Origin of the sequence: Methylobacterium sp. J-088 (assembly GCF_022829295.1) — a bacterium.
Taxonomy (GTDB): Bacteria; Pseudomonadota; Alphaproteobacteria; order Rhizobiales; family Beijerinckiaceae; genus Methylobacterium.
This window is the reverse complement of the sequence record NZ_JAKSYH010000173.1, coordinates 15,221-33,093: the sequence shown is the minus strand read 5'-3', so window position 1 is coordinate 33,093 and position 17,873 is coordinate 15,221. Positions and strand designations below refer to the sequence as shown.

Genomic DNA, 17,873 nt, shown 5'->3' with positions numbered 1-17,873 from the left:
GTCACGCCTCGGCGAGCACCACGGCGCGCGGCGGTGGCAGCTTGGCGCGCAGCTCCCGGCTCACCGCCGGGGAGGCCACGACCGTGCCGAGATTGGCGTAGGTTTCGTGGTTCCGCTCGATCGCGGTGAGGTCGTAGAGGTAGTTCACCATCAGGCCATGGGCCTGGGACAGGCCCTTCTTCGAGGTGTCGCCCAGGTAGTTGATCCGCTCGAGCCGTGCGCCGTTGCCGAGATGGAACCGGGCCACCGGATCGAGGGGCCGGCCGCGCGCGTTCTTGGCGCGCAGGAAATACGCGGCGGCGGCCGGGATCAGCGCCTTGCGCACCGCCTCGGCCTTCGCCTTGTCGGCGTACCAGTCGGGATCGTCCAGCGCCCGCAGGGTCTCGACATCCTCGGGCAGCAGCCCCTGCGGGCTGTCGGCCCGGCGCTCCCGGGCGAGCCAGGCGGCGAAGCCCGGCACCGGCGAGAGGGTCACGAAGGTCTTGAGGGTCGGGACCTCGCGGGTCAGGTCCTCGACCACCTGCTTGATCAGGAAGTTGCCGAAGGTGACGCCGGCGAGCCCCTTCTGGCAGTTCGAGATCGAGTAGAAGATCGCGGTCGTCGCCGCCTGCGGCTGCAGCGGCTTGCGCTCCCGCGACAGGATCGGCGCGATGGCCGGCGCGATCTCTCCGGTCAGCGCCACCTCGACGAAGATCAGCGGCTCGTCGGCCAAAGCCGGGTGGAAGAACGCGAAGCAGCGCCGGTCCGGCGGCTCGATCCGGGCGCGCAGGTCGTCCCAGTCGGCGATGGCGTGCACCGCCTCGTAGCGGATGATTTTTTCCAGGATATGGGCCGGCGTGGTCCAGTCGATGTGGCGCAGCACCAGGAAGCCGCGGTTGAACCAGGATGCGAACAGGTGCTCGAAGTCGCAATCGAGGCTGTCGACCGCGTCCAGCAGGGCGGGATCCAGGGTCTCGCCGGCGCGCAGGGTCTGGCGCAGATCGAACAGGTCCTCACGCATCCGCACGAGGCTGAGCGTGCCGCCCCGGGCGAGATTGAGGCGGCGGATCAACTCCTGGCTGCGCGGCTCGGCCGCATCGTGCAGGGTCCCGAGACGGGCCCGCGACGGGTCAGCCCGATAGGCGGCGATCGCCTCGTCGACGGCGGCGTGATCCGCGTCGAAATCCAGCGCGATGGCTCGCAGGAAGGCGTGGCGCTCGGCCGGTCCGAAGCTGGCGTAGCGGTCGAGGATCAGGCGGGCCAGGGCCACCCCGGACGCCTCGCCGCGCCGGGAGATCAAATCCTCGCACAGCTTGACGAGGTCGGCGGCACTCGCCCGGGATCCGAGGTCGCCGCGGCCGATGCCGATCAGGTCGCGGCCGCGCTCGCTGATGGTCTGAAGGAGGTCGCCGAAGAAGGAGATCGCCGCCATGACCTTCGCACTGACCCCCGTCGACCCGAACTCGAAACGCGCCCCGCCCGGCGGGCTCGCCGTTCGGATGCGCGTGCGGCCGAATCCGGCGCCGCCCACCCTCCCGCCGGGGAGGCCGGATCAGCCCCGATCCCGTCCGGCATCTTACGGCGCCGCGGTCGCGACGACCAGAGCTTGACCGATAGCGAAGTGCGACGGGCGACCTTGCAGATGCTGTGCGAAGGTCGTGTGACGGGCCGGGGCCTATCAGCTCAGACGCGCTCGGCCACGGTGGCGAGGTCGGCCCGCTCCCGCCAGTCGCCGACGCCGTGCTGGCGGGCGAAGCGGAGCTCGGCCGCGCGACGGGCGCGCTCGGGATCGCGGGCCCTCGTGATCTCGACGGAGCCGATCGTGAACGGTACCCCAAGGATCTCCTTGGCGAAGTCGATGCGGTAGTTCGGCATTCCGTACTCCCTGTTCCGGCGGCTCCGGATGCGTCCGCACGGAACGAAACCGCCCTCTTGGTCGTAATCCGGGTCTACAGCCTGTTGGACCCGGCGCCCGGATTCCGTGCTGCGCGACACCCGCCCGCAAGCCGGCAGCGCACGCCGCGTCGATTCCATATGGTGCGGCGGCTTCACCCGTGAAGAGGCGCGCCGCCCCCCGGCAGGGATGCATCGCCGCAGCTTGCCGGGCGGCAAGCTCTGCCCGTAGAGCCTCGCGACCCCTACTTCTCGCTCCCTCCCCCTCGACGATACGGACCCGACCATGGCCCATCCGCGGCGGCAAACCAGCCTGCCCTCGACCCAGCCGTGACCACGTCCCTCGACGCGAAGGCCCGGTTTGGCCTGACGCTGATCGCCGGCGGCGCCGTGGCCAACATCTACTACAACCAGCCGCTGCTCGGGCTGATCGTGGCCGAGTTCGGCGACCGCGCCGCCCTCTGGGTGCCGACCACCGCTCTGGTCGGCTACGGGCTCGGCATCGTCGGGCTCGTGCCGCTGGGCGACGCGCTGCCGCGGCGTGCCCTGATCGTCTGGCAATGCCTCGCCCTCGCCGTGGCGCTGCTGGCGGTCGGCCTCGCCCCGAACCTCGCCAGCCTCGCCCTCGCCCATCTCGTCGTCGGCGTGCTGGCCAGCGCGGCCCAGCAGGCGGTGCCGTTCGCGGCCGAACTCGCCCCGGATGCCAGCCGCGGGCGGGTGGTCGGGCAGGTGATGACGGGGCTGCTCACCGGCATCCTGCTCGCCCGCACGGCGAGCGGGTTCCTGGGGGCGCATCTCGGCTGGCGGCCGGTCTTCCTCATCGCGTCCCTGTTGGCGCTCGCCATGGCGGGCATCGCCCGGGCGACCCTGCCTCAGACCGTGCAGACGCACCCGCTGCGCTACCGCGCCCTGATGCTGTCGATCCTCCACCTCGCCCGGAGCCAGCCGGTGCTGCGCACCGCGAGCCTGTCGCAGGCGCTGCTGTTTGCCGCCTTCAACGCCTTCTGGGCGACGCTGGCGCTGCTGGTGGAGGGGCCGCCCTTCGGGCTCACGGCAGCCGGCGCCGGGCTGTTCGGGGTGATCGGCGTCTGCGGGGCCTTCGTGGCGCCGCTCTCGGGCCGGTTCACCGATCGCAAGGGCGCCAAGCCCGTGGTGCTTGGCGGCAGCCTGATGGTCGCCTTGTCCTTCGTGGTGCTCTGGGTGGGCGGGGCGTGGTCTCTGATCGCCGTGGCGCTCGGGGTGCTGCTGATCGATATCGGCATGAACGGCGCGCTGATCGCCAACCAGACCCGGGCCTACGCCCTGGTGCCGGGGGCGCGGGGGCGGATCAACACCGTGCTGTTCACGACCCTGTTCGTGTTCGGGGCGCTCGGCGCCTATGCGGGCTCGCAGGCTTTTCTGCTGGTCGGCTGGCCGGGTGTCTGCGCGGTGGGGCTGGTGTTCTCGGCGCTGGCCGTCATCGTGGCCGCGCGGGATCCGCACGGGCGCGGCCCGTAACATAGAGGGGTTCCCAAAGGGCGCAGCCCTTTGGCGGGGGAATCGGGGCAGAGCCCCGATGTCGGGCGTCGCCCGAACCCAGCAGGGCTTTGCCCTGCACTTACACAAGGTCCCGACCTTGTGAATCCCTGATCGGGGAAGCCGAACCGTGGGCGTCTACTTCAGCACCCGCGAGAGCCGGCACCATGCCGCCTTGTCGGGCGGCAGGCCGAAACGGAGGCGCTCCGCCCGCTCGGCGAAGCGCCGCACCGCGATCCCGGCCACCGCCAAGCGCCGGTAGAGATTCGGCCCATCCGAAAAATCCGCGGTCCGGAACAGGCGGGTGCCGCCGACGACTTGGCCCCCGGCCCGGGCGATCATCCGGTCGAGCCGGGCCGCATCCGCCGCCCGCGCCCAGGCGGCCTCGGCGCGCCAGGCCGCATCCGACAGGGCCGCGGTCCCGATCGCCAGGGCCGGGCCGGACACCGCCCAGGGGCCGAGCGCCTCGGCGATCCGGGCCGCAATCCCGGGCTCGGCGACCGCGAAGCCGAGGCGCAGGCCCGCGAGTCCGTAGGTCTTGCCGAAGGAGCGCAGTACCACGAGGCCCGGCCCGACCTGGGGGCACAGGCTCGCCACCGGCTCGAGATCCGCGAAGGCCTCGTCGGCGACCAGCAGGCCACCGCGGGCGCTGAAGGATTCGGCGAGCGCCCGGCGCTCGGCCAGCGGAAACGTCCGCCCGTCCGGGTTGTTGGGATCGACGATCACCGCCACCCGGGCATCGCCGAGCGCGTCGATACCCTGGACCTCCGCCACCGCGTGCCCCGCCCGGGCCCAGGCGGCGGCGTGCTCGGCATAGGTCGGACCCAGGACCGCCACCCGGGTCGGCGCCAGGAGCCGGGGCAGGGTCTCGATCAGGATCTGGGTGCCGGGGGCGGGCACGATATGGGCTGCATCCGGCGCGCCGTAGGCCGAAGCGGCAGCGGCCCGCAGGGCCTGGACCTCGGCGGCCTCGGGGAGCCGCGTCCAGGCGCTGGCCTCCACCGGCGGCACGGGGTACGGGACCGGGTTGATCCCCGTCGAGAGGTCGAGCCAGGGTTTCGGCGCGTCGGGAAAGGCTTGTCGGAGCCCTCCGAGATCGCCGCCATGGGCGATCGCGGCGGGCTCCCGCGCGGAAAACTTCCACCCCGAATGATCCATCCGCCTGAAACGCTCGCCGTGCTGGCCCTCGCCCTCGGGATCGAGGCGGCGGCCGGCTATCCGGACGCGCTCTACAGGGCGGTCGGCCACCCTGTCACCTGGATCGGCCGGCTGATCGCGGCGCTGGAGCGGAACCTCAACCGCGGCTCAGCGCGGCGTCGCCGGATCGCGGGCTGCCTCGCTTTGGCGCTGCTGCTCGCCGCGGTGGGCTTGTCGGCGCTGGCCCTGACGGCGCTTGCTGGCCTCGCCGGTCCCCTCCCCGGCTTGGTCCTGCTCGGCCTCGCCTGCGCGAGCCTGCCGGCCCAGCGCAGCCTGCACGACCATGTCGCCGCGGTGGAGACGGCCCTGCGCGGTGGCGGCCTGGAGGCCGGGCGGCGGGCCGTGGCGATGATCGTGGGCCGCGACCCCGAGCGCCTCGACGAACCGGCGGTCTGCCGCGCCGCGATCGAGAGCCTGTCGGAGAACTTTTCCGACGGGATCGTGGCGCCGGCCTTCTGGATCGGATGCCTCGGCCTGCCGGGCGGTGCGCTCTACAAGGCGATCAACACCGCCGACAGCATGATCGGCCACCGCACACCCCGCTACGCGGCCTTCGGCTGGGCGGCGGCCCGGCTCGACGACGGCGTGAACCTGCCGGCCTCCCGCCTCGCCGGCCTGCTGATCGCGGGGGCGGCGCTCCTGCGCGGGGCCGATGCACGCGGTGCCGTCCGGGCAATGGCCCGGGATGCCCGCCGTCACCGCTCGCCCAATGCCGGGTGGCCGGAATCCGCGATGGCCGGGGCGCTCGGCCTGAAGCTCGCGGGGCCGCGGGTCTATGACGGCTCCCTCGTGCCCGACGCCCATATGGGCGACGGCCGGGCCGCGGCCACCGCCGACGACATCGTCCGGGCGCTGGTCCTCTACCGCACGGCCTGCTGGATCCAGGGCGGACTCGTGCTCGCGCTGCTCGGCCTCTGGCTGGCGATAGCCGGCTGATCGTCGCGTCCTGGTTTCGAAAGGTCGAGATCTTTCGCGGGTCCAGGGCAGAGCCCTGGAACTCGTCAGGGCCTTGCCCTGACAACCCACCAATGGGCGTCAGCCCTTTGGAAACCGGGGATCGCCGTCAGGCGTCCTGCGGTTCCCGCTGGGTGGCCGCGCCCGGGTGGTGCGCGGCCCGCAGGGACGCCGCCATGGCGTTGAGCCGGCCCTGCGGATCCTCCGGCTGGATTACCCCGGCCGACATCACCAGCTTGGCCGCGTCATCGACGCTGATATGAAGCTCCACCACCTCGGCACGCGGCAGATAGAAGAAGAATCCCGTCGTCGGGTTCGGCGCGCAGGGCAGGAACACCCCGACCATCTCGTCCGCGGCGGCGCCCCGGGCCCGGAGCGCGCCCTCGACCTCGGGGGCGGCCGGGGCCGACAGGAACACCACCGACCACGTGCCCTTCACGGGGAACTCCACCAGCCCGACCGTGCGGAACGAGGTGCCGTTGGCCGAGAACAGGGTCTCGAAGATCTGCCGCAGGCCCTTGTAGAGGCCGGAGATCACCGGGGTCCGGGCCAGCAGCACTTCGCCGAACTCGATCACCGAGCGGCCCACGAGGTTGGCGGTGAGGAAGCCGAGCAGCGTCACCGCCAGGAACGCGATGACCAGGCCGAGCCCGGGAATCGAGAACGGCAGGTAATGGTCCGGCAGGTAGCTCGCCGGCACCAGCGGCTTCACGAAGGAATCGATCAGCGCGATGAACCACCACGTGATGTAAGCGGTGATCGCGAGGGGCCCGGCCACGATGATGCCGGTGAGGAAGTAGGTGCGCAGCCGACCCCGGGCGCTGACCCGGGTCTTGGGGATTCCACCGGGCGCGGCGGCGTCGGGCTCGGGAACCTGGATCGGCGATGGACTCGGCGCCACGGCTGTCCTCTCGGCCGCACGAGGCGCGGCGATCCTGCTGCGGGGGTCGTCCCCCACTGGCACAGGTAGCGGCTGCGCTTGCCGGTCTCAAGGGCGGCCCGTTTCACGCAGGGGCCGTCCTCCGCGGCGGTCAGGCGCGCGATCCGGGCAGATCGAGATCCGGCATCGCGTCCCGGGGAATCACGGCGCCGCGATGCCCGATCACGGCGCCGGCGAGGCGATGAGCCCGGGCCGCGGCCGCCTCCGGGTCCAGCCCGGCGAGGCGGGCGGCGAGATAGCCCGCCGCGAAGCTGTCGCCCGCAGCCGTCGTGTCGACGACCCGGGCGACCGGACCGGCCGGCACCACCGAGTCGGACGTCCCGTGCAGCACCCGGACCACGGGTGAGGAGCCGAGCGAGGTCTTGAGCACGATCTCGGCCCGGCCCCGGTGGCGCAGCACCGCATCCTCGCCCTCCGTGCCGAACAGCCAGTCCAGATCCTCCACAGAGGCGAAGATCAGGTCGGCCTGCGCCAGGGCCTCCCGGAACGCGGCCTGCGCGACTTCCCAGACGGGCCAGCCGCGAGGCCGGTAATTGGTGTCGAAGGCGACGCGCCCACCCCGGGCGCGCAGGGCCCCAAGGGTCTCGAACAGGGCCGCGCGGCCGGTCTCGCCGTAGAGCGAGAGGCTGATGCCGGAGAGGTAGACGAGGTCGTAGGCCGCCAGGGCCGCCCCGGTCCCGGCCGTGCCCGGCTCGGCGAACAGGTCCCGGGCCGCCGCTTGATCGCGCCAGTAGTGGAAGCTGCGCTCGCCGGCCGGGTCGGTGCGGATGATGTAGAGGCCCGGCATCCGGCCGGGCAGACGCCGGACTTCGCCGAGGCCGATCCCCTCGCGGCCCCAGGCCGCCGCCATCTCGTCGCTCCAGACGTCGTCGCCCAGCGCCGTCACGTAGTCGACCGCGACGCCGAGGCGCGCGAGGTAGAGCGCGGTGTTCAACGTGTCGCCGCCGAAGCCGCGGGCAAGGCTCCCATCCGGCTGCTCCGACAATTCGACCATGCACTCGCCGATGCAGGCGACCCTCATACGGCTCCTCCCTGATGGTCCATTCGCTCCCCCACAATCCGGGACCGCCTGTCAACGGCCTACCACGATTGCGCGAGAACCACGGGTCATGCCCGGTGGAATGATTTGTATCGATCTCGGAAGATACTTCGCAAAAAATCTTATGACATTGAATACAAAATGAAGCGTGTGTCGTAGGAGAAAAGTAATATCAAAGTCCAACGCCTTGCTGTCATGTCGAGCCGTATCAAAAAATATTGAATATATTTTGCATAAGGGGATCGGAGATGCGACGGTCGCATTAGTATGAGTTATGAGGCGACCCTGCGGTGCGGTTCGGTCCCCGGCCGACGCGCGCCTCGACCGGCGTCGGTTTCTGCATCCGCCCTCGGAGGGGAATGGGCGGGCGGGGGATGTCTTCGTGTTCGAGGAGCCGTGTCGGTTCTGCCCGCCGGCATGTTCGTTGTTGCGAGCCAAGAGGGGCTATGAAATGCTTTTCGCGGATCTTCTTCCGATCTCCGACGAGTATCGGGTCTTGTCACGCAATCGTCTCATCATTGAGTCGACACACGCCCGGTGTGGCGGTCGCTCGAACGATCCAGGCACTCTGGTATGTTTCATTCTGCTTTAAGCGCCCTGACATTCTCAGCCGGGGAATTCCTGACCATTACGGAAAGTCGAGGCGTCAGCGGCGCCTGGAGCTGGGTTTTCGCGGGTGGTCAGCAGATCTGGTCGCCGGGATTCTACCGTCTGCTCGGTCTCGTGCCCAATGCCACGAAGGCGAGCTACGAGCTGCTGCTCTTCCTGGTCCATCCGGAGGACCGGCACCGGTTGCCGTCCCTCGCCGATGTCCGGCAGGGTCATGTGCCGGGGGAAACGATCGTTCGGGTCATCCGCCCGAACGGCACGCAGCGCACCCTGTCGCTGGCCATGGAGGCACGCTTCTCAGCCGAGGGGCGGCCCGTGGCGGTCAGTGGCACGGCGCTCGACGTGAGCGACCGCGAGCAGCGGGTCCATGCGCGGCATGACGAGCGGCGGCGACGGGCCGCGCTCTACCAGACCCAGCATATCGCGAGCTTCTGGGTGGGCGTCGACCGCATCCGCGAATTGCCGTTCGAGATGGCGCAGGTCCACGGCCTGCCGTTCGAGGAGATCTGCATCGATCCCTTCCTCATGATCGTGCCCGAGGAGCGCACGGCCTTCCGGGCGATGGCCGAGGAGCACATCGAGCAGCGGACGCTCTACCAGGCGACCGCCCATGAACGCCTCGCCAACGGGGAGCTCGTCCACTTCCGGATCTTCACGATACCGATCTGGGATCCCGACGGGACCTATCTCGGCCGATGTGGTCTCAAGTATCCGCTCGGCGCCGGCGTCCTGATGCCGGCCCCCCTGCGGGCAGGCTTCGAGCAGTCCGTGGCCGGCCACCACCTGCGCGCCGCGCGGGCCATGCTGGACTGGTCGATGATGGATCTGGCCCAGGCGAGCAACCTGTCGCATTCGACGGTCCGGCGCCTGGAGGAAGACAGCGAGCACCGTGGCAGCCGTTCGCGTCTCCAAGCGGTCGAGGCCTTGCGCCACGCAGGCGTGCGTTTCGTCATCATGGATGACGGGACCCTGGCGGTCGCCAAGGCCTGAGACCAAGGCCTGAGACCAAGGCCGCCGCGGAATCAGGCCCCGGCGAGGCGCGCTCCGGGCTGGCGGCGCCGCGACCGATCCCGATCCGACCCGACCCCATCGGGCCTGTCGCTGATCGTGCGGCCCTGTCCTGTGGCTCCGGTATCGCGTGCCACGTGCCGGAGCGGCTGCGTTGTCGTGGCCCGGAGGCCGCCCGGCCGCCTTGCCGAGCCCCCTCGACAAGGCGGATTCCGGATTTCCCGGGGCATCGGATCCCGGTCGCGCGTCGCCCCGACGCGAGGCTCCGGCGGCCGGCTCGCACCGGTTGCCGGCTCGCGCCGGTTGCCGGCTCGCGCCGGTGCCGGTGACGAAGTGACCGCGCGGCCAGGCCGGCCTCAGGCCGCCTTGTGGCCGAGCTGGATCGCCTTGGCGATCTCGGACCGCTTGGCGGCGTAGCCCGGGGCGACCATCGGGTAATCGGCCGGCAGGCCGTACTTGGCCCGGTACCGCTCGGGCGTCAGGCCATGGGCGGTGAGGTGGCGCTTCAGCGTCTTGTAGGGCCGGCCGTCGATGAAGCTGATCAGGCCGTCATGCTGGATCGACGCCTCGATCTGAGCCGCGCTCGGTCCGGTCCAGGCGGAGCCCGACGTGCCGTTCTGCAGAACCGTGATGGCCGTGTGAACCTGATCGATCAGAGCCGGCAGTTCCCCCGCGCCCACCGCGTTCCGCGAGACGTAGGCCGCGACCAGAGAAGCCGTGCACTTGATCAGATCGGTATTGAGATCTGAAGATTTTTTATACAGGTCAATCGTGTTCATGAAGGTCCCCCAGTTACGCGACGAAGCAAAACAAACCAGATAGAAGCGGAAACCGATGATTGGATCGGAATTCCCCCACCAGACTCCTGCCGGACTGCTTCTGATATGCCAACATTGACACCTAATGATACAAAATCGGGACTAAATGTCTACCATTTCGCTAGAGATGTTCTTTGAGTAGTTTCTGATCGTCTGCGTTAACATGAGGTTGCGCGTCAAATTATTGCAACAAATATTGTGCACGTCTCACGATTGAATGGCATCGGTCCGACGATGACTTCAAACGGGCATCCGATGACCAGCCGTGAACGTGCGAATCAGTCACGAGATGGGCGGCGGCGCGGCGTGTCGGGCCGGTGGGCGCGTCGTGCGGGCGTCGGGACCGAGATCAATAGTCTGGAGGTCTAGAGCTGCTCGAAACCATTCGCGGGACGCCGTTCGCTCGGGGACAGATGCCCGGTCCGGCCCAGGGAAATCGCAGACAATTCACGACATGACCGAGGGGGTGACAATCGGCGCGCGTGCGATGATGTCCGCCCGGGTGGGATCCGGCGACGCGGCGGTTCTTCAGATGTCGTAAAGATTATCCCGTCGCGGATCGGGCGCGCTGCCCCCTGTCCGGTTTTCGTTAAGAAAGTCGTCAGCCCCATTGTGGAAGTTGCATCCGGAGAACCGTGCAAAACTTCCGATTATCGACTGTTTCGCGTCCCGCCATTTCGGTCCGGACGCGTCTGTGCGAGAGATCCTTCTCTGCGCATCCTTGAGGCCGACCGTTCATGTCCGGACCGCGTTCGACGTCCCTTCCGCGCTCCCCCGCCGTGCCGACCGAGTCCGGGATTGCGGATCCGGTCGGCGGCCGGATGGCGCCGCTCTGGCTGTTGCTCGTGGGACGCGCGGCGGTGGGCCGGCACTGGCGCTTCCTCCTGTCGGTCGGCCTCCTGTGGGCGCTCGCCGGCATCGTCGTGGTGGTCGATTCCCTCGACGGGGCGATCCACGTCCCGGACCGGTGGTTCGGCGTGATCCTCCTGATCGACGGCCTGATCTCGCTGGCGGTCAGCGCGCTCGTCACCGGCACCGCGCGCCGGATGCGCCTGTTCCAGGGCGTGCTCCTGACCGTCATGGCCGTCCTGATCCTGATGGCCACGCGGCACAGCAACTTCCTGCTCGCCATGATCTTCGGCATCGCCTTCACGGTCGACGGCCTGGTCCGGGTCACGATCGCGAGCCTGCTGAAGTTCGCCGGCTGGCGGGCCTCGGTCGCTCTGGGCGCGCTCAGCATCGCGTTCGGCGTGTTCCATCTCCAGCCGTGGCCGACGTGGTATGCCGGCACGGTCGGCTACTGCATCGGGATGTTCCTGATCCTGAGCGGCGCCAACCTGACGCTGATCGGCCTCCGGGCGCGGCACCTGCGCCGCGCCGCGCCGGAGCCGGACGCGGCCGAGCCCGGCAGCCTGACGGTCTATGTCTGGACCCCGACCGGGCAGGCGACCACCCCGGCCAGCCAGCGGCTGATCCGGCGCTACGTCGCCTCGGTCGATCAGGCCGGCCGGTTCTCCACGGGCCACGCGGCCCTGGGCCAGAGGGCTTCGGGCCACGGGGACGACCTCTATATCAGCCACTATCCCGCGGTGGAGATCGACCGTTCGCCCGACAATCTGCGCTCGAGCCTGCGCGCCGGGCCCGAGAACGACGTGCCGGGGCGCTTCCTGCCCTCCCATGACGCGGAGGTGGCCGATTGGTGCCCACCCACCGTCGCCGTCACCCTGAACGGCATCGATGCCGCGCGGCTCCGGGCGTTCTGGGCGGAGTATCGCCAGGACACCACCTACAACTTCATCAGCCGCAACTGTTCGACCACGGCGGCCCGGGCGCTCGACGTCGCGATCGAGGGGGCGTTCAGCCGCGGCGGCCATCCCTGGCGGCAACTCGCCACGGCACTGACCACCCCGGAATTCTGGGCCGCCGCCCTGCTGCGCACCGGCGCCCGGTCGATGACCTGGACCCCGGGCCTCGTGCTCGACTACGCGCGGGCGCTCAGCGCCCTGATCGATCCGGCCTCGCCGGTGCCGTCCATCGCGTGGCGGCGCGTCGGCTGGCGGCTCCTCCGCAACTGGCGGGCGCGGTCCCTGGCCCGGCTGCACCAGATCACCGGGCGCCGCACCCTGCCGGATGCCGGGCCGACCGAGGCCTGAGCGCGGCCCCGCCCGCGTCCGGATCGGGCGTGGCCGCTCAGCGCGATGACGCCCCGGCGAGGTCGGCCGCGATGGCCTGCATCACCGCCAGCGTGTCGAGCTCGTCCTGCTCGGCCCCGTGGTCGCTGAGCTTCACGATCACCGTGCCGGCCCGGCGGTTGACGTAGACGTACTGCCCATAGACGCCGATCGCCGAGATGTCGTCGTCGTCGCCCCCCGGCGCGTGCCACCACTGGGCCGAGTATGGCCAGCCGTCGACCGCGCGCTTGGCCGGCGTCATGATCCGCTCGATCCAGCGCGCCGGGATGATGCGGTTCTCCCCGGCCCGGCCCTGGTCGGCCACGAGCAGCCCGAGGCGGGCGAAGTCGCGGGCGGTGGCGTTGATGCAGCAGAACGCCTTCTCGATCCCCCCGGGCCGGTCGAGGTTCCACGTGGCGTCGGCCTGGGCGCCCATCGGCTTCCAGATCCGCTCCGAGAGGATGTCGGCGAGCGGCCGGCCCTCGGTCCGGGCGAGGATCAGGCCGAGGAGTTCGGTGTCGATGCTGCGGTAGCGGCCCTCGCTGCCGGGCTTGAACGCGAGGTGCGCGTGGTCGCGCACGAAGCCCGCGATGTCCTGCGTCAGGTACATCCCGGCGGTGCCGGTCAGGGGGCGCGCGGGATCGTAGTTCTCCGGCACGGCGATCCCGCTCGCCATGTCGAGGAGGTTGCGCACGGTGATCTGGCCGAAGACCGCGCCGTTCTTCAACTCCGGCAGCAGGGCGGAGACGCGATCCGTCTCCGAGAGCCGGCCCTTGGCCACCGCGGTGCCGACCAGGAGCGAGACGATGGATTTCGCCACCGACCAGGACGGGAACAGCGTCGCCGGCCCGCTGCCGGCCCGCTGCCACTCGTGGATCAGCGCCCCGTCCTGCACCACGAGGAACGCGTTGGTGTGGGTCGCGGCCAGCACGTCCCCGAGCGGAACGGTCCGCCCCTTCCAGGGGACCCGATCGAGGATCGGGCGCGGCCGGAACGGCAGGTCCCGGGCCTGATCGGGGGCCTTCACGACCCGGCTCGGGAACCACGGCCCGACCGCGGACGGCTCGATCACGGCGAGCGCCGCCAGGGTGACGGGGTTCGGAACGTTCAGCAGCGCGCAGGCAGCCCAGGCGCAACCCGCGATCGTGGCTGCGCCCGCCGCCGCGATCGTGGCCCAGCGGCGACCCGCGGGGCGGCCCCTGCGCGGTCGGGCCGGACTGTCCGGGAGCGCGGGGGACGCGGTCATGTCGACTCTGATTCGCTCTGGATCGCCACGCCGGCGGGGCTTGGGTCGCACGGGGCGGGGCCTGGGTCGCACGGGGCGGGGCCACCATGGGCAGGAGGGCTTAACGAAAGCGCCACGCCGGGGATGAGGGCGTAATCCACGAAGGTTCGCGCCCACGGCGCCGGCTTGGACAGGGTCATGGCTTCCAGGGATAGGTATCCGGTGTCGACCCGCGAAGTCCTGCCGGAGAAGCGAAACAGACTTGCCGCGGCGGCCCGATCCTTCGGTTGCTGAGGCTGTCCGATTCGCGGCAGATCTGTACACCGGTCCCGCCTCGAATTCACGAAGCCCCGTGCGCAGGAAGCCCACCCCGTCATGAATCCGTTCCTGCTCCTCGGCCTCGCCATCGGCGCGGAGGTCACCGCCACCCTCGCGTTGAAGGCCGCCGACGGCCTGACCCGGCCGATCCCGACGCTGATCGTGGCCCTCGGCTACGGGACCGCCCTGTGGCTGATGTCGACCAGCATGGACATGCTGCCGATCGGGGTCGTCTACGCGATCTGGTCCGGAATCGGCATGATCGGCGCCGCGATCGGTGGCGCGTGGCTCTACGGCGAATCGGTGAGCCCGACGATGCTGGTGGGTATCGCGGTGATCACCGTCGGCGTGACCATCCTGGCGGCCGGCCAGGGCCAGCACTGAGAGCTATCCTCGGGTTCCGACGCCAAGCCCCCCGTCCCGGACGCCTGGACCGCGCGTGGCCCGACGGGCGTTTCAAGCCGTGGCCGCGGCTGGCCGCGCCATCGAGCGAGACGCGGTTCGGCGAGTTGACCTGCATCGCCATGCAAACAGCGATCAGGCTTGACTGTAGATGCAGATCTGAAAGTTCAGAGCTCTAAAATTCGGCGCCTTTATCAGTCATTGGGAACTGTATTGCCCGTAACGATTTATGCCCACCGCAGGTATGGATAATCTTCGGTGAAGGCCATGATCGGGTCGGTTGGCCAAAAACGCTGTCGGCTGGCGCATATGCTGCTTGCCGTCTCCGCATCCCTCGTACCCAACCTCGGGATCGGCCGAGCTGAGGCGGCAGAGGCTTGGGGCCAAGAGTCCGTCGATCGCTCGGCCGGTCTGAAGCGCCCAGTACCCGTCTTCACGTATCGCCAGTTCACGACGAAGTTGCCGCCGCTTGCACCGACACCCGATAGGGCCGGTCACGCCGAAGCCACGTCGTTTGATCCGTCGGGGAGGCCGTCCGTGCCGGAACCGGATCCCGTGCTCGGCCAAGCCCGGGCGGACGGGCAAGATCGGGCGGACGGGCAAGATCGGGCGGACAGGCAAGACCGGGCGGACAGGATGGGCCATACCGACCCAGCCACCGAGATTGCCCCAGCGCGGACGGATCTCCCGGCCGTTCAACGCGGCCAGGACGCTTCAGCCTCCGACGGGTCGCAATCTGCAGCGGCAGGCACGGACCGGCCGCGTCAGACCGGATCGACCGACGAACAGCATGCCGATGCCGGCAAAACCACGCTGATCGGGAGCGGCCGGGCGAGTTGGTATCAGCACAAAGGTAAGACGGCGAGCGGTGAGATCTACAATCCCGACAGGCTGACGGCCGCGCATCACACGTTGCCCTTCGGCACGTTGCTCAAGGTCGTCAACAAGGCCAATGGCCGATCGGTCACCGTGAAGATCACCGATCGTACCAATGAGCGCACCAAGATAAAGCGCAAGTACGCCATCGATCTGTCCCGCGCGAGCGCCCGGAAGATCGGCCTCGACGGAATCGGGCAAGTTGCCTTGTACAAGGTCGATTGATGCGGCCCGATGGCTTGGGCCGGTTACCCGGCCGGCGCGCAGGTCGTTCGTCTCCACCCGACCGTCCTGCACCGCCGGGGCCGCGGTTCAGAACCGCCCGGCGATGGTGAGCCGCACCGCCGTGGGCTCGACAGGATGGAACACGCGGTCGATCAGCCCCTCGGCCGGCTCGCCGGGCAGGCGCGAGACGTACGCGTAGGTGATCTGGTCGGACTTGCTGTTCGTCAGGTTGAGCACATCCAGGGACACGCTGACGCCGTTCTCGAAGGCGTAGCCGATTCGGCCGTTGAAGAGCGCGGTCTGACGCGAGCGGATCGAATTGTCTTCGATCAACGGGCGCGGTCCGAAGTAGCGGAAGCGGAGCGACCCGAACCAACCCAGCGGCTCGCCGAACGTGACGCCCGCCGACGCGATGGTGGTGGGGGCCTCCGGGACCCGGTTGCCCACGGGATCGTCGTCCGAGAAGCGGGCATTGGTGATCGTCAGATCACCTTCGAGCGACAGCCAGGGCGTCACCGCGTAACGGTTGGTCCATTCCACACCGAAGCGCCGGGTCGGGCGGCTCGGCTCCGTGGTGCCGGTGTCGCCCTGGAACAGGTTCTCGGAGGCGAAATCGAGCCGGAACAGGGCGAGGCTCGTCGTGAGCCCGGCGATCGAGCGGTTGCGCAGGCCGATCTCGTAGCCGGTCGAGGGCACCAGGAACGGCGAGCGGGTGGTGTTGAACAGCGACGATGTCGGATCGATCGTGGCGGTCACGCCGCGCACGTCGTTCGAGTGGAAGCCGCCGCCGTAATTCGCGTAGAGCTCGGTGTCGAACCACGGCCCCAGCGTCAGGCCGAGCTTCGGGTTGACGATCCCGTCGCGGGCGCGGCCGGAATTGGCCGGCGTGTCGGAGAGGACTCGGGCAGAGTACCCATCGGCCCGGAAGCCGAGGCTGGTGCGCAGCCAGTCGGTCCAGCGCACGCGGTTGTCGGCGTAGAAGGCCCCGCTGGTCTCCAGCACCCGGTCGTCGAGCACGCCGGAGCGGTACTGCCGGTTCATCGTGTTGAACAGGCCGACCCGGATCGAATCCGTGCGGGTCTGGACGCCGATCTCGTTCTCCATCGGCATCCCGAACAGGTCGCCCTGGAAGATGTGCAGCGCCTCGCCGCCGCCGATGATCCGCTGGTCGAGTTGGTGAAACTGATCGCCGTTGACCGGGTCGTTGAGGAAGTCGGTGAAGTCGTTGAACAGGTTGAGCTGCGAGCGGATCACGTAGGCGGAGACCCGGGTGATGCCGGTATCGTCCGTCGCGCTGAACCGGCTCGACAGGGAGAACCGTGAGGTGTCGCCGCCATCGGTCGGGTTGAGCGTGCCGTAGCGGCCGATCAGCCCCGATACGACGGCGCGTTCGGGGATCTGGTTGGTGGCGGTCCACCGCGCCGCGTAGGCCATGCCGGTGACCGAGAACCCGTCCAGCGCCGTTCCCTGGCTGTAACGGGCGACCGTGCTGATCTTGCGCAACGCATCCGGCACGGTCCAGGGCCCGTCATAGACCTGCGCATCGGCGGCGACGAGGAGATTGCCCTCCCCGAGCGGGGCCGAGGCGATACTCAGCGCGCGCTTGTAGCCGAACGCGCCGATCGAGGTGAGCGCGAGGTTCTTCTGCACGCTGTCGAGATAGTCGATCCGCACCGAGCCCGCGGAAGCGAAGTCGCCGTCGCGCACGAAGTACGGTCCCTTGTGGAATTCCACCGCGCCGACGAACTCGGGGATCAGGAAGTTGATGTCGGCGTAGCCCTGGCCGTGGGCGTGAGTGCGCATGTTGAGCGGCATGCCGTCGAGGAACAGGGCGATGTCGGTGCCATGATCGAGGTTGAAGCCGCGCAGGAAGAACTGGTTGGCCTTCCCCTCTCCGCTATGCTGGGTGACGATCAGGCCGGGGACCTCCTCCAGCACCTCGCCGGGACGGGTCACCGGTCGGCTGTTGAGCTGCGCCCCGGTGATGAGGCCGGCGCTGGCCGAATCCACCGTGAGCAGCGGCCCGCCGATGCCGGTCACGCCACCGAGGGTGCCGGCATTCGCGGCCGGACCGCCGGTCGGAATAGGCGCGGCACCTTCGGCCGTGACCGAGATTTCGTCGAGCCGCGCCTCGGCGGCGGCCTGCGGACGTGCCGGTTCTTGGGCCGCGGCCGTTGCGATCAGGGCCGCCGACGCGGCGAGGACGAGGAGGGGCGGCGCAGAGCGCACGGATGGACGGGGCACGGGACCTCGGGTGGCGGCAGTGGCACGTCACCGCGAACGAGGCCGCGCCGGCTGCAACGGCAGCCGTCTTGGCATCCCCCGGAACACCCCGTCCGATGGACCTCGCGTGTGACCACGGCTGACGGCAGGTCTCCTGGCTCGCGGGTCGTCGCCCTCCCGTCGTCTTCCCGGGCGAGGCTGCCCAGTGACGTGGTGACGAGAGGACTCACCGCTTACAGTTGCGGGGGCAGCCGCGGTTTAGGGCAAGCCCGCACCGCGTTCCCTTTTGATCCCCGAGGGGAACCGTCGCGGCGAGCATCCGCCGGATACGGAGCCGACGTCAACACGACCGGGCCGGTTGTCCGCCCCTGTGGTCTTCCGGCGACGGTCCCACCGGACGCGTCGCGCCGGGCTCGCCTGCCACATCCTCGCCGCGAAGGTACGGTCACGCTTGCGGGACGCCCTGTCGCGGCGGGGCGCC

14 protein-coding genes and 1 riboswitch are annotated in these 17,873 nt (G+C 69.7%); of the genes, 6 read left to right on the top strand and 8 right to left on the bottom strand.

From position 1 onward, the window contains the following. Position 1: 1 nt before the first annotated feature. Positions 2–1,411: a malonyl-CoA decarboxylase gene (locus MKK63_RS19415; RefSeq protein WP_244004669.1), complete on the bottom strand. Its 1,410-nt coding sequence runs from the start codon at positions 1,409–1,411 to the stop codon at positions 2–4. 251 nt (positions 1,412–1,662) lie between these two features. Beyond that, positions 1,663–1,854, bottom strand: a complete 192-nt coding sequence (locus MKK63_RS19410) for a hypothetical protein (RefSeq protein WP_244004667.1) — start codon at positions 1,852–1,854, stop codon at positions 1,663–1,665. A 348-nt stretch (positions 1,855–2,202) separates the two neighbouring features. On the opposite strand from MKK63_RS19410, the gene MKK63_RS19405 reads away from it, so the two are divergent. Then, entirely contained in the window at positions 2,203–3,369 is a 1,167-nt protein-coding gene (locus tag MKK63_RS19405; protein ID WP_244004665.1) for an MFS transporter, read from the top strand. 156 nt (positions 3,370–3,525) lie between these two features. On the opposite strand, the gene cobD is transcribed toward MKK63_RS19405, so the two are convergent. Beyond that, entirely contained in the window at positions 3,526–4,545 is a 1,020-nt protein-coding gene (cobD, locus tag MKK63_RS19400; protein ID WP_244004663.1) for a threonine-phosphate decarboxylase CobD, read from the bottom strand. On the opposite strand from cobD, the gene cbiB reads away from it, so the two are divergent. Then, on the top strand, positions 4,537–5,520 hold the full coding sequence (gene cbiB, locus MKK63_RS19395) for an adenosylcobinamide-phosphate synthase CbiB (RefSeq protein ID WP_244004661.1): 984 nt from the start codon (positions 4,537–4,539) through the stop codon (positions 5,518–5,520). The genes cobD and cbiB overlap by 9 nt on opposite strands. Positions 5,521–5,647: 127 nt before the next feature. On the opposite strand, the gene MKK63_RS19390 is transcribed toward cbiB, so the two are convergent. Then, a complete protein-coding gene (locus MKK63_RS19390) occupies positions 5,648–6,439 on the bottom strand; it encodes a DUF502 domain-containing protein (RefSeq protein ID WP_244004659.1) in 792 nt (263 codons plus the stop codon). A 130-nt stretch (positions 6,440–6,569) separates the two neighbouring features. Beyond that, complete coding sequence (locus tag MKK63_RS19385) at positions 6,570–7,499, bottom strand: sugar kinase (protein ID WP_244004657.1); 930 nt, start codon at positions 7,497–7,499, stop codon at positions 6,570–6,572. Positions 7,500–8,090: 591 nt separating this feature from the next. Here MKK63_RS19385 and MKK63_RS19380 point away from each other — a divergent pair. After that, positions 8,091–9,116 (top strand): helix-turn-helix domain-containing protein, encoded by a 1,026-nt coding sequence (locus MKK63_RS19380; RefSeq protein ID WP_244004655.1) that lies wholly within the window; start codon positions 8,091–8,093, stop codon positions 9,114–9,116. Between the two features lie 374 nt (positions 9,117–9,490). On the opposite strand, the gene MKK63_RS19375 is transcribed toward MKK63_RS19380, so the two are convergent. Further along, positions 9,491–9,913 (bottom strand): MucR family transcriptional regulator, encoded by a 423-nt coding sequence (locus MKK63_RS19375; protein WP_244004653.1) that lies wholly within the window; start codon positions 9,911–9,913, stop codon positions 9,491–9,493. Between the two features lie 776 nt (positions 9,914–10,689). On the opposite strand from MKK63_RS19375, the gene MKK63_RS19370 reads away from it, so the two are divergent. Beyond that, positions 10,690–12,105, top strand: coding sequence for a DUF4105 domain-containing protein (locus MKK63_RS19370; RefSeq protein WP_244004651.1), 1,416 nt, complete (start codon positions 10,690–10,692; stop codon positions 12,103–12,105). Positions 12,106–12,142: 37 nt separating this feature from the next. On the opposite strand, the gene MKK63_RS19365 is transcribed toward MKK63_RS19370, so the two are convergent. After that, positions 12,143–13,369, bottom strand: a complete 1,227-nt coding sequence (locus MKK63_RS19365; protein WP_244004649.1) for a serine hydrolase domain-containing protein — start codon at positions 13,367–13,369, stop codon at positions 12,143–12,145. Positions 13,370–13,723: 354 nt separating this feature from the next. Between MKK63_RS19365 and MKK63_RS19360 the strand changes: the two genes are divergently transcribed. Continuing rightward, the gene (locus tag MKK63_RS19360; protein ID WP_243927254.1) at positions 13,724–14,050 is read left to right on the top strand and encodes a DMT family transporter; all 327 of its coding nucleotides are present in this window, start codon (positions 13,724–13,726) and stop codon (positions 14,048–14,050) included. A 285-nt stretch (positions 14,051–14,335) separates the two neighbouring features. Further along, entirely contained in the window at positions 14,336–15,169 is an 834-nt protein-coding gene (locus MKK63_RS19355; RefSeq protein ID WP_244004703.1) for a septal ring lytic transglycosylase RlpA family protein, read from the top strand. Between the two features lie 87 nt (positions 15,170–15,256). Here MKK63_RS19355 and MKK63_RS19350 read toward each other — a convergent pair whose 3' ends face one another. Beyond that, the gene (locus MKK63_RS19350; RefSeq protein WP_279574758.1) at positions 15,257–17,353 is read right to left on the bottom strand and encodes a TonB-dependent receptor domain-containing protein; all 2,097 of its coding nucleotides are present in this window, start codon (positions 17,351–17,353) and stop codon (positions 15,257–15,259) included. Positions 17,354–17,518: 165 nt separating this feature from the next. Continuing rightward, a riboswitch (cobalamin riboswitch) is annotated at positions 17,519–17,715 on the bottom strand. Positions 17,716–17,873: the final 158 nt, after the last annotated feature.